The organism is Aeribacillus sp. SP014 (assembly GCF_054055575.1).
Map to the genome: position 1 here is coordinate 3,780,434 of NZ_JBSRXI010000001.1, position 18,238 is coordinate 3,798,671.

The following is an 18,238-nucleotide window of genomic DNA, read 5'->3' on the forward strand; positions in this document are numbered from 1 at the left end:
CTTCCTGACGCTTTGCAGCAATTAAGACCTCTTCTGATATTCGCCTTCATCTGGGAAAGAACGAATTATCAGTTAGTTACAATAAATTTTTCTCGAGTTTACCAAAAGTCTCATCACTTGTTCAGCTGTTACTTCCAGCTGCTTCGTTGTGATCTCTTCAAGCATGGCTTCATCAAGTGTCCGGCACTGTGTTTGAATGGAAAAAACAGCATCGAGATGTTCATTTATCCTTTCTAACTCTGTGTCGATACGGCCAGCCAGACCAATAACAGCTTTCCGATGATGCTTAGCATATTTCGCGACTGTAACAGGAACCTTTCCTAATAATGATTGTTGGTCTATACTGCCTTCACCAGTTATCACAAGATCTGCCCATCGAATTTTGTCCTTTAATCCTGTTAACTCCATGATGATTTCAGCACCTGACGCCATTTTTGCGTTCAGACATGCTGCCATGGCACCGCCAAGTCCGCCTGCTGCTCCTGCACCTGGGATTTCTTGAACATCAATCCCCGTTTCTTTATATAAAATATTGGCAAACCTCTCTAAACCTTTGTCCAGTTCAACAATCTCAGCATCACTTGCTCCCTTTTGCCTCGCAAATATATGTGCAGCACCAGACGGTCCATAAAAAGGATTTAATACATCATTCGCAATGGTAAATTTACATTCTGCAATTTCCGATAATACTTTTTGTGTTGACATAGCTGCAGTGTTTAAAAGAGGGTTGGCCTCTTTTCCGATTAAGTTGCCATTTTCGTCGAAAAACTGCCAACCCAGCGCCTGTAGCATTCCGATTCCGCCATCATTGGTCGCACTTCCTCCCAATGAAAGGATAAAATGACGATATCCACGTTTAATTGCATCTTTGATCTGCTCTCCTAAACCGAATGTATTCGTCTTCATTGGGGTCCGTCTCTCTTCTGGAATCAGTGTCAATCCGCAGCTTGAGGCGCTTTCGATAAACACATGATCTGTCCCATTGTAAGGGAAAATAACATATTCAGCTGATACAGAATCCATTAAAGGACCTTTCACATTTACATGTACTTTTTTTCCGCCTAGTGTATAAAGAATGGCTTCTGCTGATCCCTCCCCTCCGTCTGCCATTGGGGAGACCACGACCTCTCTATCCGGGCAAACTCGAAGAATGCCATTTTTGATTGCTTCTCCTGCCTGAAGTGAACTTACTGAACCTTTAAAAGAATCAACTGCTATGACGATTTTGATACGCGACACTCCAATCTTCTGATCCTTTTTCTTATCAGATAAACTCATACGGAAACTCTTTTTATCGTTCAATAGATTTCGAGTATTCCATTGTCATTTAAAAAGCACCGTTATTACTTGATTCGGCTTTATTTTTGTTTCAATCTTGCGGCTGTCTGCTACTTCTAATAATTCCAGCGGTTTTTCATTTAAATTCGCTTTATAAGCTTCTTTCAAAATACCATTTATTTCAAATGAAGCCGTTTTTGGTTTGTCTGTCGGATTATAGAATCGCAAAACAAGCTGGTCATCTTTTTCAGCTTTTTTCAAAGTACTTAACACAACTTCTGGAGACGATTCTTTTAGCAAACTGAATTTTACAGGTGTTTTAATATCCGCTTTATTTAGTTTCATGGCGTCATACGGAATTTTGTTATACACATGAATCGGTGTTAAGTATTCCTTAGCCATACGTCCGACATTTACTTCTAAAGCAGATCCCTGATGGGTCGTAATAGCAAAATCTAAAGTAAGCTTTCCGATCATTTGAGAATCAGGGGTAGGCAGCTTGATTCCTGAAGGCCTGCCTGGTCTTCTAAGCAATTCTTCTTTACCAAGTAAGCCAACACTTCTAAATAAAGTAATCGCAATCGTGTCGTAGTTTTTGCCAACAATTTCATATTCTCTTGTACTGTTTGTTAAAACGCTCATTCCATATTCTTCATTTGATAATCCAACAAAGCTCAGCATCGGATAAATCGGGTCTGGACGCTCGTCCCAATTTTCCTTTTCCCAAACATCCATTGCCTGATCATATACAGCACGTTTAATAAATCCAAATTGATTGTCACAAATTGAAAATAGAGATGCGATACCCGTTGGAATAAGAACCCTCAATCGATGATCTCTCGCATGGTTATCAATTTCAAACTTTACTTCAATTATTGGTTTATGATTAGGAATAGTTAACTCAATATGGATATCTACAAAACTATCTGCATTTTTTTCTTTTCTCTTCTCTAAATTTTCAGGAACAGCCAATCTATATTGAATGTCAATTTTACCTGCAAATTGGTTTTGAGTTATATTAATTGCTGCATCAACATGATCGCTATAGATCAGCTCTTCATTCGGCAATGGTGAATAATCGTATTCATCACCATCGTCTCCTCCGTTTTCAAGTAAAAGTACATTATGGAACGTTTTATTTAAATGCTTATCGTAAATATTTATCGTACCGTTTGGATTCACACTTATTTCGTAAAAGTCCGTACAAATACGATCTTGAGCGCGAAATGAATTACTTAATTCCTTATTATCTTCTACGACAAAATAAGTTTTATAACCTAACGAAGGTATTCGATCTCTTAATTGGACAGTATATTTTATAAATGGTTCGTAGTTTCCGTAATGGACAATTTGACGATCAATTAAACCAGGATCCATTATTTCACTATTTAAAACTTCAAACTTGATTTCTTTTGCATCTTCATTAATTAACTTAAAAGACTTATATTTTGTAATTACGCTTGCTGTAATCACTTCATCGCGGTCATAAGGAAGTAAATTGAATGCAGTTAGTCGATCGAAATTCCAGTCAGTATCCATTGAATCAACAATTTTTCGTTTATAAAACTGGATCAATTGATCGATTTTTTCTTCCGCAATGAAGAAACGGCTGCAAATTTCTTGATGAACCTTATCAGAGCAGCAACAGCCAATACTGTCATGAGCGTGATTTTTCATGATTTCCTTCCATATGAGTTCAATTAACCCATGATGGTATTCAAAGCCTAAGCTGTAGGCAAGAGATGCGAGCGGTTCTAAAATGTTTGTTAATTTATTTTCAATTCTTGTATTAGCTGACTTAATATCCATGCGAGTAGAATAAATACTTCGGTGAACACGCATATACTTCCCGTCTAAAAATTCACCTTTTAAAGTCGGCAAATCACTGTTTTTTTCTAATTCTGCAAAAACATTCTCATATTTACTTAAGAAAAACTCACGATCTGGATATAACCTTCTAAGTTTTTCGATAATAGTAAAAATGTTTTTTTGAATCGGCATTTGATCATGTCCGTTCGGAAGAATAATATGCTCCGTCGTTGCTCCCTTATCCAACACGGCAAAATATTTATTGATCCGTTCTTGAAGCTTCTGTTCATCCTCAGGTAAATATTTACCGATCGCATACCCTAAAGGAAATAACTGGACAAGTACTTTAGAACCTTCATCAGATTCCCAATAAAACTCTGTCTTGTCTGTTCCATGCCGTTCAGAAGCACCGCGCCAGAAAATAGAATATTTAATATCAAATCCTCTTAAGATTTGCGGGATTTGCGAAGATTGTCCAAATGAATCTGGAAGATAACCAATTTTCATATAATCCCCAAATTCTTCACAATCCTTAATTCCATATAATAAATTCCGTACAATGGATTCTCCGCCAACAACCATTTCATCTGTTTGTGTATACCAAGGGCCTATAATCAGTTTCCCTTCTTGCACAAGCTTTTTGATTCTCTCTTTATTCTCCGGTTTAACTGCAAAATAGTCTTCCAAAACAGCTGTTTGCCCATCCAGAACATAGTAGGGGTACTCTGGATGATTTTCTAGCATATCTAAAATTTCTTCCATATTATTAACTAGTAAGATTCTCGATTCTTCTGTTGAAAAGTACCATTCTCTGTCCCAATGCATATGTGGAACGATATGAACTTTTTTCATGGTGTCCTCCGATCAATTAAATATTTTGTAGTAGAACTCGTTGCTTCCACGCCTTAAGCGGCTTATGCAGCTTGCGGTGAATGTTGATTATGCTTTTCTTTTTTTAATTTGTTTTTACGCGTGACTATTAATAAACACATCGATACAAACGCACCAAGAAGTGCAGCTCCTAACCATATACCTGCTCCTATCAACAACGGTTTCCCTTGCAGCAGCGCAAGCGAGAAGATTCCAGCACCAGGTACATTGAGTCCAATTTGATAAAAGGAAACAATCGCACCAGTAATAGCTGATCCAACCATAAGGGATGGAATCACGCGAAGCGGGTCTTTCATTGCAAACGGAATCGCTCCTTCTGTAATACCTGCAAGCACTAATAGCCATGTTTGCTTTCCGACTTCTTTTTCTTCTTTATCAAAATATTTTTTAGCAACAATCGTCGCAGCTGTTATTGAAAAACCAGAAACCATTTTCACAGATGCAAAGGCAGCATATGGAACAAAGTTGCCGCTGGCCATAGCTCCAATACAGAATGTATAGGCAGCTTTATTGACTGGGCCGCCGAGATCGAAAGATACCATTGCCCCTAGAATAGCTCCTAAAAGAATGGCGTTTGTACCCGACATACCCTCTAACCAGCTGATTAAGCCCTGATTTAAAAATGCCAGTGGTTTTCCAACAACAAACAGCATAATTGAACCGACAACAAGTGTTCCAACTACCGGATACAGCCAGAAGCTGATAAACCCGGCAAATGTTCCTCTAGGTTTAACAGTTTCTTTTAAATATTTAAGGAAATAACCGGCTAAAATACCTCCGAGCATACCGCCCAGAAAACCGCTGCCAATTAAATTTGCAGCTACGCCTGCCGCAAACCCCGGCCCCAATGCCGGCTTATCCGCAATCGAGTAGGCCATATATGCCGCAAGAATTGGAACCATTAAAGTCCCTAATAATGTTCCGCCCAACTGTCTTAACAGCCAAAGCCATGACCCTTCTGTATCATAAACTTCCTGAAGACCAAAAGCCTGGGAGATCAATACAGCAGCTGCCAGAGTCATACCTCCAGCGACAATAACCGGAATGATGTAAGAAATTCCTGTTAAGATGGAATCCTTTATTTCAGTTTTAAAGCTTTTTTTCTCGTTTTCTTCTGTCCCATGTGAAGAGTTAACCGAACCAGCATATTCCTTTTTCTCGACATTTTCAGATTTCTCTAATGCTTGCGTGATAATCGCTTTTGCATTTTTCAGCGGTGCGGCCACAGAGGTTTTCACTTTGGGAAGATGACTGTATCTTTCTTCATTTTTTACCGCCACATCAGTCGCAAAAATAACAGCATCGGCTTTTCTTAATAACTGTGTAGTATGGCGGTCTTCAATGCCGTTCGCTCCTTGCTTTTCAACGAAAATATCAACTCCAAGCTCTTTACCTGCATTTACTAACGCCTCTGCCGCCATATAAGTATGGGCAATGCCAGCCGGACAAGCGGTAACTGCTAAAATTGTTTTATTCATTTTATTGGCTGCTTCAGCATTTTCTTCTTGAAATTGATGATCTAAATGATAAAATAACTCATAATTGGTTTTCGATTTCAATAAACGGTTTTTGTACTCTTCATTTGATAACCTTTTCACAAGTTCTGATAATAACGACAGGTGTGTTGAACCGCTTTCATTTTCAGGAATAGCAAGCAATACAACCAAAGTCACTTCATTATTTGGATCAATGCTTTCCCAGTTAATGATCGGTTTTTTAAGAGTTGCAACGGCAAATGCTGCTTCTTTTACTGCTGCCGACTTACCATGCGGAATCGCCAGTCCGCCTTCAAAGCCTGTCGGGGATAAACTCTCTCTTTCCATGACAGCCTGGTAAAAATCTTTTTCCGAATACAGCTTCCCTGCTTCATATAATTTTTTAATTAAAAAATTGATAACTTCATCTTTCGAAGCAAAGGATTGATTCGTACTAATTAAATCAGGTGATGTCGCAGATACTAATTGCATAAAATCAATCTCCTTTACTTATCAATTGCTGTAACTTTAGCCTTATCGTAGCATAAAAAAAAAAGAAGAAGAGATTTCTTCTTATTTTTACACAGTTATTCTTTAATAGAGCGCTTTCATGTGTATTTATACACATCCGCACGTTTCTTTCCAGAAGTATTCTGACAAAGTACGCAAAACAATCATTGGAGATGTTTTATCAGTGACATTGTAGCCGTTCAGCAATTTCTTAGGAGCATGACAATATAGATTGACATCTGCTAATTTCTGAAGAGAATTACGATAAAAATGAGTAAGCGATATGACACAAATTGATTTCATCTTGCCTAGCTCTGCCATTTCCAACACTTGAGGAGTTTCTCCTGATAAACTAATAAGGAAAAGAATATCTCCACTTTTAAGCCGGTTGATCCCATGCCTGATTTCGTGAGGATGAATAGAATAATCGGATTGTTTTCCGGCAACCTTCAAGTTTTTGACCATCATTTCACAAAAAATCACTGAATCTCCTACACCAAAAAATAAAATATTTTTTGCTTCACGTAACAACCTTGTTACAAGTTTAATCTTATCCATATCCATTAAATCAAACGTTTTTTGTACAGTTGTATATAAGCTGTTTTCTACCATATCCTGTTCTTTTAGCTCTGTATGCAATTCTTCCTTAAGACTGTTTTTAAGATGTGAATACCCATCATATCCTAGTTTTTTGCAGAGTCTTGTAATGGTATTTGGAACTGTATATAAAGACGCAGCAAGTGATTGAATAGACATCGTAACAACAAGCTTTTTATTATTCACAATATATTCGATGATTTGATCATCTGTATCATTCAACTTATATTCAAATTTTTGAGCACGCTCTTCTAAGAACATTCTGAAAATCACCTCTACAAATCTTTGCTGACACAGATCCGATTGCTCTAATTATATCAAATTTGAAGTCGATAAAAGCGTATACAATTGCTGCAAGCTATATGTTTTTTCCTAAATGAACACAAACTTTCTCATCTCTACAAAAAAAATAGTAGCACAAACCATGGCCGTGGTCTGCACTACTATTGTTAGTATGTTTTTTCAGCCCTTTTGTTTATGGACTGCCGTTATCCGTTGATTGCTTTTCAGATTGTGATTTTCCGTTCGGATTGGTTGTGCCAGTTCCTTTTCCTGGACCATTATTACTGCTTGATCCGCTGCCATTCCCGTTGCTATTCGAGCCGCCGTTTCCGTTATTATTTGATCCGTCAGTTCCGTTATTTCCTCCTGATGGTTTTTGGCCGTTTCCTTGGTCGCTGCCGTTGTTAGCTGGCGGTTGTGGCTGCGGCTGTTCATTGGCAGGAGGCTGATTTGGCTGCTCTATTTCTTTATTATCTTCAGGCTGCTCTTTGTTGTCCTCAGAATTTTCTTGCTGCTCTTTATCCATGTCATTTTGATTGTTCTCTTCTTTTGGCTCCTGATTTTCCTCTTCTTGTTTTTGCTCCTGTTCATTATCTTTTACTTGATCCTGTTTTTGATCCTCTTTTTTATCCTTTTCTTTTGGTTTTGGAATTGCTGGGATTGGAGTTCCCCTTACAAATAATTCAGTTCGGCCGCCAACCACTCTTTCGACGACACTGTCCGGTTTTTCAAAATCAGGTGTTTCTATTTTTTCAGAAACGTGAGACATGATTTCTTTAAAAATAAGTCTTGAAATCTTCGCCTTCTCGTTTGTCACATACGTTTCCTGAGTCGTCTGGTCGTATCCCGTCCAAACCGCAGCCGCATAACGAGTCGTGTAGCCGACAAACCAGGCATCAGATGTTCCATCTCCTCGTATATTTTCCGGCAAGTTGGTTGTTCCTGTTTTTCCTGCTAGTGGAAGTCCTGGGATGTTCGCCAGTCGCCCTGTTCCTTCTTTCACGACGGTTTTCAACATATCGGTCATCATGTAGGCGGTATAGTCGCTCATCGCCTTCACCGGTTTGGAAGAAAGATCGATTTCTTTACCGTTTGGATAGACGACTTTCCTTACCGTAAAAGGCTTATGATAAACGCCCTCATTTCCAAAAGCGGCATACGCCCCAGCCAATTGAAGCGGGGACACACCTTTATTAAAGCCTCCGATCGCATATGAAGGATAGATCTGATCGAGCGGGATTCCGAGTTTTTCCGCAAATTCTTTTGCCCGGTCTTCCCCTACCTCCAAAAATGCTTTTACAGCCGGTATATTGTAAGACCATTGTAACGCTTTTCGCATCGATATACTGCCGCGATATTGACCGTCCCAGTTTTTGATTTCTTTGCCATGGATGGTGAGCGGCTCGTCAATGAACTGTTTATATGTAGACCATTTGAAATGTTCGATTCCCGGGCCGTAATCCAAGATCGGCTTAATCGTCGAACCTGGCTGTCTTTTCGTTTGGGTTGCGTAGTTAAAACCTCTTTGTACTTCTTGATCTGAGTTGCGGTTTCCGCCAATTGCCCTGACGGCGCCAGTCTGTGTATCAAGTAGCACGACTCCTGCCCGGAACTGATCGTCTGGATAATAAATGTATTGATCAGTTGTCAGCACTTTTTCTGTAAATTTTTGAGCATCCGGATCAAGGGTTGTATAAATTTTTAAACCGCCCGTATAGATATCCTTTTCCGATATTCCGGCATCAACAATATCTTTGATGACTTGATCGATAAACGCTTGATATTTCGGCCCTTCTTTTTTCTTCTTTAATAATTTCTCAACCGGGATCGCTTTCGCATCTTGCTCTTCTTTTTCGGTAATAAAGCCATACTTCCTCATTAACGACAATACTATATTTCTTCTTTTTTCAGCTAAATCCGGATTTTTAAATGGATCGTATTCGCTCGGTCTTTGCGGCAGCCCCGCCAACAGCGCCGCTTCACTAATCGTCAGCTTTTTCACGGATTTGTTAAAATATGTTTCTGCCGCTGTCGCAACCCCGTATGCTCCTTGACCGAAATACACTTTATTTAAATACATTTCAAGAATTTCTTCTTTTGAGTAGCGTCGTTCCAACTGAACAGCCAAGTAAGCTTCTTGTATTTTTCGCTTGAGCGTTTTTTCAGGCGTTAAGAATGAATTTTTGACTACCTGCTGGGTAATCGTACTTCCGCCTTCAGCGCCGAATCCTTCTTTTACATTCGCAACGGTTGCACCTGCGATTCGTTTAAAATCGATTCCATTATGCTCAAAAAACCGCACATCTTCTGTTGCGATAAACGCATTTTGTACATTTTTCGGTATATTTTCGATTTTGATGATTTTCCGATGTTCGCTTCCTGAAATATCTCGCACTTTTTCATTATACATATCATAAACGGTTGAGGATAACGGATCTTTCAGTAATTTCGGGTCTAGTGCAGGGGCGCTTATAATGTAAGACAATACCACGATACCGCCCGCAGTCATCATTACGATAATCGCAAGAATAAAGGCTGTCATGATTTTTATGAGCGGAGATTTTTTAGAAGCTGATTTCTTTTTTTGACGTTTCTCCATACGCGTCTGATATTGATCTCCCATTTCCGTCTCCTCCTAACCTGTATAGAAGGTAATCTATAAATAATACACGATTAAGATTATACGGATGACGAGAAGATTTTTGTGGTGGAATTTGTCGGCAACAGACAATTTTTTTTACAAAAAAAATTATAACATTTATTTGAACTACTCTTAAAATAAAACACTTTTTAGAATAGTACCCCTGTTTTGAAAAAGATTTGCGAACCTTCATAACATTCCTCTTCATTTAGGAAGTGTTTTATCGAACAGATCGTAATAAGTTCCTACTAAATAGAGGAAGAATCGACCTTATCTTTGCTCCGTAAATATCTTCGAGGTTCAAGAGTATTGCTATTTACCATAAATTGTAACAGTTTTATAGCAATGAGTTTTTTCATTATTCTTTGATGAATCGAAAGAATATTATATACTAGAAACATATTTATTTTTTTACTTAAACGCAGAAAAGCGTAAAACCTGAAAAGCGATTAAGTAAAAAAGTATGCTGCCAGTTATTCTAGTATATTTTTCATAATGGACAGAAAGGCATGAACACCATGGAAAAAGATCAAACATTAAAAAAAGGGTTATTACCTCGACATGTTCAGTTTATTGCGCTAGCAGGCATGATTGGAACAGGAATTTTTAAAGGGAGCTCAGATACATTAAATATTGCCGGCCCAAGTGTTGTAATAGCTTACTTATTAGGAGGCCTTTTATTATTTATTGTCATGACGGCACTGGCTGAGATGGCGATTGTTTATCCGAACTTAAACGTTCAGCATCTTGTTTATAAAGCTTTTGGCTTCCATATATCCTTTATTGTAGGATGGCTTTATTGGATCAATTGGATTGTTGTCACCGTTGTTGAAATTTTAGCAGCAGGAAGCTTTCTGAAATATTGGTTTCCAACCGTACCGTTATGGCTTTTAAGTCTCCTTTGTATGGTTTTAATCATTGGAATGAATTTGTTTCAAGTAAAGTACTATGGTGAAATTGAGTTTTGGTTTGCAGGAATTAAAATTTTCGCATTAATCGCTTTCATTTTATTAGGCTTTGGCATTTTGTTTGGAATTATTCCGAGCAATATTGATGATCCTTTTTCTAACTATACGGCACACGGCGGGTTCTTTCCTTATGGAATTGGAGGAATGTTAAGCGCCTTTTTAGTCGTCATGTTTTCATACGGCGGGGCTGAGTTAATCGGTGTTGCGGTCACAGAAACAAAAGATGCAGAAAAGGTTTTGCCAAAAGTCATTAAAGGAACGATGTGGAGAGTTATTCTCTTTTATATGCTTCCTATTCTTATTATTTGTGGTTTAATGCCGTGGAATCAAGTGACAGGGGAAAACAGTCCATTTGTCCAAGTATTGAGCATCACAGGGCTTCCTGGAGCCGCTCATATTATGAATTTTGTCCTTATTACTGCTGTTTTATCAGCGGCGAACTCAGGGATTTACGCAACTTCCAGAACATTATATTCCATGGCTCAAAGCGGTGAAGCGCCAAAAAGATTTTTAAAGATTTCCAAACAAGGAATACCGATCAACTGTATTACCGTTACGGCTATCTGTATTTTATTTGGGGTATTTTTAGCTTATATGACTCCAGACCGAGTCATCAGCTATTTAATGACGATACCTGGTTTTACGATTATTTTATTATGGACAAGCATTTGTCTGGCTCAGCTAAAGCTTCGTTCTCAGTATAAGGAGAAACCATATTTCCAAGTAAAATGGTTCCCATACACAACGATAGTAGCCACCGTTTCATTATTGGTCATCTTTTTCTCTTTTATCTTTAATAAGAAAAATATGATCGGTTCTACTGTTTGCCTTGTCATCTTAGCACTGCTCACCATATTTTCTTTTATGAATAAAAACAGAAAAGAACAAAGTGATAAAAATAACAAGGATATGGTAGAAAGTCCGTAAAATAAGGACATTAAAAGACTCATTCGTAACTCTGTCAAAAAAAATGCAGTGTCTTGAAAGATGCACATGATAACAAATTTTAGGGGGGAAACCTTCCCCTGTCAGACAGTCGATTATAAACAGCTTTAGCCCTTTAGAACACAGGGCTAAAGCCGTTTTTATGATAGTTTTCCCACCGGAAGACAGGAATAGGAAACATTATGATAGGTCAAGATAACAGATTATTTTTTCAACTTCTCGGAAACAAGATATGCTACGAGCACGTATCGTTCCGGCGCGGAGCCGATAAAATGAAACGGATAACATGTACTGACAGTTAACGTAGCCCTCGGTTTCGGAACGATCACGGTCCGGTCGTCTTTATCAACGATCCGAACCTTATAGATTTTATAAGTAAATTCTCCAGCTGAAGTTGTGACGATTAACTCGTCTCCTTTTCCTACTTCCCCCAGCCTACGAAACACGGTGTCGCGATGACCGGAAAGAACCGAATTGTCTGCCTCTCCTGGCAATACGCTTCCTGCAAAATGACCGACCCCTTTTTCAAGCTCTTCTTCGTTCGTTCCATGGTATATCGGAAGTACTGCATTTAGTTTTGGAATAAACAGCTCTCCTATTTGCTCCCCAATTTTAGGTCGTGTCGGATATAAAACCTTTTCTGCCTTCATATTTTTTTCTGGGGCCGGCTGTGCAGCTTCCGCCTTCTGTTTCGTTTCAGAATGGGTCTCAGGCAGTAGCATTCCTTTGAAAAGTTTATAGCTGTTTGCGGCTGAAAACCATAGGCCGGCTAATATAATCATTGATGCAAAGAAAAGAAGAAACAACCGCTTGTTTCGGCTGCTTCTTTTTGTAGTTTCCAGCATATTAAACCTTCCTTGCTTGCCTAAAAATTAAAAATCCCGCTAAAACAATGAACAATCCTACAATAGCATTCATGCCATAGCCGGAATCTGTTTTCGGCAATTTTGCACCTTTTACTGTTTTATGCTCATTGTCCTTTACAGCTTTTAGCTTTTTTTCTATTTTTTGCGAAACGTTTTTCTCTTGTTTCACACTTTTGGCTTCTTGAGCGCCGTGACGAATCGTTTGCCCAGTTCGATGTAACGTATCTGAATCAACGATTTCTCCGGTAATGAGGAGATCAGCCAAAAATTCTCCACTTTCACTGTATATGTTGATTTTCAATTTTGCATTGATCAATTCTTTCAAGTTAAATAGATCAAACAGCGAAAGCTCCTTTTCAGACCCATCTTTTACAAGGGAAAATGTAACTTTAATTTTAAAAATACGTTGAAAATCTTTAAAAATCGAAATTAACTCCTCGATTTGGCTCTTTGTAAGCTCTGTCGCTTCATCAAACCCTTCAAAAGCCATCATCCGATCCGCCAAGTCCAACAAAGCTATAATTGTCTCTTCTTTCATAAGATGCTCTTCAATTGATCGCAAATGGTTCTTTAACCGCTCGATTTCTTCTTTTGTCAATCCGTATTCCTGCTCAAAAACCGTTAATAAATCGTAAAGGAGCTCGTCTTCTACACCAGCATCCCATTCTTCACTTAAAAATGTTATAACATCCTCTTCCAAATCATCTAGAAAAACGTAATCCTCCAATTTTTTTCCGTGTTCTTGAAGCAGCTGGCGCAACTCCTTTTCATTTAAATCATATTCATCATAAATATAGGATAAATTGCTTAAATCCTTTTTAATAACTTCTCCTAAAAATCTTTCTAAACTTTTAACGGTTTTAAAGTCTTCCAGTTTTCTCTCATATAAACTCAAAGATCTATTAATATGGTCAATCGTCACAGGAAATCCTCTAATACTACTAATTTTCGCCAAATAGTCTTGCAAATTTTTATCAAAATTTGGATCACGCTCTATGTAAAGCATGACGGCATCATACAAATTTTCTACAAACACATACTCATCTAGATCTTCACCGTGTTCTTGAAGCAGCTGGCGCAAACTGGCTTCATTTAAATTAAATTCGTCATATATTTCGGTTAAATTGCTTAAATCTTTTTGAATGACCTCTCCTAAAAAATCACGAAGTTCTTCAACAGAATCAAAATTTTCGATCTTTTCTTCATATTGAGCTAACGAAAATTCGATATGTTCTCTTGTAACTTTGAAACCTCTTTGTTTACTTACTTCCTCTAAATATTGATTCAGTTCTTTCTCAAAAGATGCTTGTTGTGCAGCTGATGACGGCTTTGGCATCACTCCTATCCACAAAATAAAAGCTAGTAATATGAATCCCCATTTTTTCATCATAATCCTCTTTTCCTCTTTTTTTATATCTCTTGAGAAAATTATAAATAGGAATAACGAATCAATCAACAAAATTTTTACAATTTTTACAAAAATTTTTACATGCACAAAAAAAGCGACTTCTAAATTAGAAGTCGTTTAATGTTAGAAGTCGTTTTCTTCATTTTCTTCATTCAAATTTTGCAATTGCTGCAATTCTATGATTCGACTTTTATCTTTTTCAAAAAATTGAATCAGATCCCCTATTCGGTCAATAGCATCCCAGCTCAAATGGTGCTCAATTCCTTCCACGTCGCGATAGATGTTTTCTTCTTTAACGCCAATAATCCGCAAAAATTGCTCTAACAGATCATGTCGGTAGACGAGGCGTTTTCCGATTTTTTTTCCTTTCGGCGTTAAGACGAACCCTCTATATTTTTCGTAAACTAAGTAGTCATCCTTGTCGAGCTTCTGCACCATTTTTGTAACGGAAGAAGGGTGTACAGATAACGCTTCTGCTATATCTGACACTCTCGCATAGCCTTTATTTTCAATTAGCAAATATATTTGTTCAATATAGTCTTCCATACTCGGGGTTGGCATTGGTTATCCTCCATTAATATCTTCATCATACAAAGTTTACTATATAAAAGCACCATAAGACAAGCGTATGGAGGAGATCAACCGTTATGAAAGACAATTTAATAGCCGATTTTCATCCTGTCTTTTTTACAGTTTTATGCAATCGCAAATATCTCGCAATCCATCCATGTTTCGGAGAAAACAAAAAGCTTATGAAAAACACTAATCCTGTGGCAAATGCCATTGAGCCAGAAATAGAAGTGTCGACCCAAGCTGCTATATAATAGCCCGCTACAGCAGATATTACGCCAAATAATCCGCTTAATACTAGCATAATAGAAAGTCTATCTGTCCAAAGATATGCCGAGGCAGCTGGAGTAATTAACATCGCAACGACCATAATTGCGCCGACCGCATCAAAAGAAGCAACTGTCGTGATCGATACTAAGCATAAGAATACATAATGCATGAGTAAAACAGGAATCCCTAAGCTGGCAGCAAGCGCAGGATCAAATGAAGTGATTTTCCATTCTTTATAAAAAGCGACAAGAACAAATAAAACAACAAACAAAACGAGAGCCAGCAATGCTGTAGCCTTCGGAACCTCGCCAATTAGAGGAAGTGAAATTTTATTCCAAGGTATAAAGGTGATTTCCCCCATTAAAGCATGTTGAACATCTAAATGTGCATTTCCTACAGAAGTCGCTATTAAAATAACGCCAATAGCAAACATCGTCGTAAACACAATTCCTATTGCTGCATCTTGCTGAACGTCTAAAGAATGAAGCCATTGCACTAAAAAAGCTGTCAATAGTCCTGCAAATATAGCACCAATGAGCATATGAGTTCCGCTTAATTCACGTGTAATAATAAAAGCGATGACAATTCCTAACAGAACCGTATGACTAATTGCATCAGCCATCATCGCCATTTTCCTGAGTATCAGAAATACACCTATTAAGCCGCAGGACAGCCCTACTAAAGAAGCAGTTACGATAATCCACATAGCATGATAAGTCATGGTTATTCTACCCCTTTTGTTCTTAAGGCCTTACTGGTATGAATATTCACTAATCTTTTTTGCATTTTCAATTGTAAATACTTGACCAGAATCCCTTTCTCTTTGCCAAAGAAAAGCGATAAGAAAAACAGCGCGGACGCCACAATGACGATAAAAGGTCCTGTAGGCCATCCTCTTCCCAATGCACTGATGAATGTTCCTAATGCTCCAGCCGCTCCCCCAAACAGAGCTGATATGATAATCATCCGTTGAAAAGACTGTGTCCAATAGCGGGCACTTACTGACGGGATAATCAGCAGGGCGGCAATTAAAATAACTCCTACAGCTTGAATCCCGATGACAATCGTTGTGACAAGAATCGTTGTATATAATCCGTTCATCCATTTAAGTGACAGTCCTAATCCTTTTGCAAATTCCGGATCGAAAAGATATATTTTCCATTCTTTAAATGCAATGAATACAATCAAAATAACCGCCAAAGCTAGGATTAACATTGTAGTGACATCTGATCTGACCATCGAGGCGGCCTGACCGAAAATAAAACTGTCCAAACCGCTCTGATTTCCGCCTGACGTCCGATTCACAACTGTCAGGAGCATGATTCCTAAGCCAAAAAAAATAGACAGCACCATTCCCATCGCCGTATCTGCCGAAATTCTAGTTGATGAACGTATCCATTGGATAAATGATGCTCCAATTAAAGCGCTGATGGATGCTCCAATGATCATGACAAATAAGTTTTTTTCTCCAAGTAGAAGAAAGGCGATCACAACACCGGGCAATGCTGCATGAGCTAAGGCATCGCTCATTAAGCTTTGCCGCTTCCAATAGGCTAAACAGCCCATTGTTCCAGCAGCAATCCCAAAAATCATCGTGCTAAATAACACCCATTGTGTGTTGCTATTTAATAGGATTGTGAACATGAAGACTCTCCTCTCTCAACCAGCGCAAGTCTCCTCCATAAGTTCGCGAAATATTTTCTCTAGTAAAAATTTGCTTCGTTTTTCCGTACTGAATGACGGTGCGATTTAATAAAAGAACATGGTCAAAATAATCTTCTACTGTTTGCAAATCATGGTGCACGACCATGACCGTTTTTCCTAAAGCTTTTAATTCTTTCAGCAATGTCATAATAGCGCGTTCTGTTGCTGCATCAACACCAGCCAGCGGTTCGTCCATAAAATACAAGTCGGCATTTTGCACTAATGCGCGTGCTAAAAACACACGCTGCTGTTGACCGCCAGAAAGCTGGCTTATCTGACGGTCAGCGTAATCAGCCATCCCTAATTTTTCCAAGGCCTCGAATGCTTTTTGTTTATGCAATCGGGATGGCCGCTTCAGCCATCCGATTTGCCCATATAGTCCCATAGTGACAACATCCAATGCGTTTGTTGGAAAGTCCCAATCAACCGAACCTCGCTGTGGTACATAACCGATCCTTTTTTGGACCTTGTTGAATGGCAATCCGAAAAATTTCACTGATCCCGTTAAGGAAGGGTGAAGATTTAATATTGTTTTTAAAAGCGTCGACTTTCCAGCACCGTTCGGACCGACGATTCCCACTAACGAACCAGCCTGCACTACAAAATTCACATCGAAGAGCACTGTATTTTTTCGATAGGAAGCGGACAGATTCTCTACTTGAAGCACTGCTTCAGCCATGCTATTTTCCTCCTTCGCTTAATGCTTCATAAATCGTATTGATATTATGGCGATACATTCCTATATAAGTTCCTTCTTCTGTTCCTTCCTCACCCATTGCATCAGAGTAAAGCTCCCCGCCTAATGTAACGTTAATTCCTTCACTTTTCGCTCCTTCTATGACAGCCTTGATCGATTTTTCATTAATACTTGATTCGATAAATACGGCAGGAACTTTGTACTTTTTAATAATGTCAATCGTATCTTGAATATCTGTAACACCGATTTCGGAATCAGTGCTAAGTCCTTGAAGACCAACTACTTTAATGCCGTGCATTCGTCCGAAATATCCGAAAGCATCATGCGCTGTGACAAGAACTCTTTGACTTTCTGGAATGTCCGCAAGCTTTTCGGCTTCTTTTTTCAAATCAGCTAATCTAGCAAAATATTTCTTTTTATTTTCTTCAAAATAATCTGCGTCTTCCGGAGAGAATTCTTTTAATTGTTCAACCGCAGCATCCAATGCTTGCTGCCAAAGGTCCAGATCAAACCAAATATGAGGATCAACTACCCCTTTTTCATCCTTTAAAAGAGATTCTTCAGGAATGGTTTCACCGACTGCAAGAACAGGTTTTGATTCAGAGATCTTTTCAAATATTTCAACCATGTTCGCTTCCAAATGCAATCCGTTGTAAAAAATGATATCTGCTTCTTCAAGAGTTTCCATATCACTTTGAGTAGCCTTATACAAATGAGGGTCTACAGACGGCCCCATTAAACTTTTGACATTTAAACGATCTCCGCCGATTACAGACAACGGCTCGCCAATTTGTGCAATCGTTGTGACGACATTAATTTTTCCATCTTTTGATCGTTTGGATGCTTCTTGTCCAGAACTACATGCGCTTAACACCAGCAAGGCACTAATTAAGAATAAGCACCCCATTTTTTTCATAAAATTTTTCATTTTTTCGCACTCTCCTTTTATTTTTATGAATTGCTTTGATTTTTAAGTCAGCCCATCTCTCTAGTTTATTGGTGAACGATTTCTATTAAATATCGACAACCATTCTGGCAAATTGTGAATTCAGGAATCAAACATTGTCCGTTTTTTATAGAAAACTCCTATATGTAACCTCAATTTGTTTTTATTCCTGAGAAGAAACAAAACTAAAAAAACGCAATCAATGAATAAATGCCAAAACACTTGCAGACATGAATTTCATTTCGCTAGTTGATTTGTTGCGGCTTCGCCATTCAGCTTACCGTTTGGCTTAATACTTTACAGAAAGTTGCCGGCTTCATGTTGCACAAATAGGAAATTTTTTCATTCACCTTCTTTTTTACCATAGTTATAAATATTGCC

At 38.4% G+C, this 18,238-nt stretch carries 13 protein-coding genes; 1 reads left to right on the forward strand and 12 read right to left on the reverse strand.

Going from position 1 to position 18,238, the window contains the following annotated elements; translation table 11 throughout:
• Positions 1 to 72 precede the first annotated feature (72 nt).
• From ACVIJU_RS18445 to ACVIJU_RS18465, 5 genes are all read right to left on the reverse strand, one after another.
• Entirely contained in the window at positions 73 to 1,278 is a 1,206-nt protein-coding gene (locus ACVIJU_RS18445; RefSeq protein ID WP_456687877.1) for a glycerate kinase family protein, read from the reverse strand.
• Positions 1,279 to 1,323: 45 nt separating this feature from the next.
• Complete coding sequence (gene mngB / locus ACVIJU_RS18450; protein ID WP_456687878.1) at positions 1,324 to 3,939, reverse strand: mannosylglycerate hydrolase; 2,616 nt, start codon at positions 3,937 to 3,939, stop codon at positions 1,324 to 1,326.
• 62 nt (positions 3,940 to 4,001) lie between these two features.
• Positions 4,002 to 5,945: a PTS 2-O-a-mannosyl-D-glycerate transporter subunit IIABC gene (mngA, locus tag ACVIJU_RS18455; protein ID WP_456687879.1), complete on the reverse strand. Its 1,944-nt coding sequence runs from the start codon at positions 5,943 to 5,945 to the stop codon at positions 4,002 to 4,004.
• Between the two features lie 126 nt (positions 5,946 to 6,071).
• The gene (locus tag ACVIJU_RS18460; RefSeq protein WP_456687880.1) at positions 6,072 to 6,821 is read right to left on the reverse strand and encodes a MurR/RpiR family transcriptional regulator; all 750 of its coding nucleotides are present in this window, start codon (positions 6,819 to 6,821) and stop codon (positions 6,072 to 6,074) included.
• A 214-nt stretch (positions 6,822 to 7,035) separates the two neighbouring features.
• Positions 7,036 to 9,465: a PBP1A family penicillin-binding protein gene (locus tag ACVIJU_RS18465; protein ID WP_456687881.1), complete on the reverse strand. Its 2,430-nt coding sequence runs from the start codon at positions 9,463 to 9,465 to the stop codon at positions 7,036 to 7,038.
• 536 nt (positions 9,466 to 10,001) lie between these two features.
• Between ACVIJU_RS18465 and ACVIJU_RS18470 the strand changes: the two genes are divergently transcribed.
• Entirely contained in the window at positions 10,002 to 11,378 is a 1,377-nt protein-coding gene (locus ACVIJU_RS18470) for an amino acid permease (protein WP_456687956.1), read from the forward strand.
• A 221-nt stretch (positions 11,379 to 11,599) separates the two neighbouring features.
• Here the strand turns inward: ACVIJU_RS18470 and ACVIJU_RS18475 are convergent, their stop codons facing one another.
• The 7 genes from ACVIJU_RS18475 to ACVIJU_RS18505 form a co-directional block, all read right to left on the reverse strand.
• Complete coding sequence (locus ACVIJU_RS18475; protein WP_240326764.1) at positions 11,600 to 12,241, reverse strand: class D sortase; 642 nt, start codon at positions 12,239 to 12,241, stop codon at positions 11,600 to 11,602.
• A gap of 1 nt (position 12,242) precedes the next feature.
• Positions 12,243 to 13,649, reverse strand: a complete 1,407-nt coding sequence (locus ACVIJU_RS18480; protein ID WP_066247040.1) for a processed acidic surface protein — start codon at positions 13,647 to 13,649, stop codon at positions 12,243 to 12,245.
• A 144-nt stretch (positions 13,650 to 13,793) separates the two neighbouring features.
• A complete protein-coding gene (gene mntR / locus ACVIJU_RS18485) occupies positions 13,794 to 14,231 on the reverse strand; it encodes a transcriptional regulator MntR (RefSeq protein ID WP_063386346.1) in 438 nt (145 codons plus the stop codon).
• 112 nt (positions 14,232 to 14,343) lie between these two features.
• Positions 14,344 to 15,231: a metal ABC transporter permease gene (locus ACVIJU_RS18490; protein ID WP_066246941.1), complete on the reverse strand. Its 888-nt coding sequence runs from the start codon at positions 15,229 to 15,231 to the stop codon at positions 14,344 to 14,346.
• A 2-nt stretch (positions 15,232 to 15,233) separates the two neighbouring features.
• On the reverse strand, positions 15,234 to 16,154 hold the full coding sequence (locus ACVIJU_RS18495) for a metal ABC transporter permease (protein WP_066246943.1): 921 nt from the start codon (positions 16,152 to 16,154) through the stop codon (positions 15,234 to 15,236).
• The gene (locus ACVIJU_RS18500; RefSeq protein WP_063386349.1) at positions 16,132 to 16,893 is read right to left on the reverse strand and encodes a metal ABC transporter ATP-binding protein; all 762 of its coding nucleotides are present in this window, start codon (positions 16,891 to 16,893) and stop codon (positions 16,132 to 16,134) included. The genes ACVIJU_RS18495 and ACVIJU_RS18500 overlap by 23 nt, the downstream gene beginning before the upstream one ends.
• A gap of 1 nt (position 16,894) precedes the next feature.
• Complete coding sequence (locus ACVIJU_RS18505; RefSeq protein WP_456687882.1) at positions 16,895 to 17,839, reverse strand: metal ABC transporter solute-binding protein, Zn/Mn family; 945 nt, start codon at positions 17,837 to 17,839, stop codon at positions 16,895 to 16,897.
• Between the last annotated feature and the right edge of the window lie 399 nt (positions 17,840 to 18,238).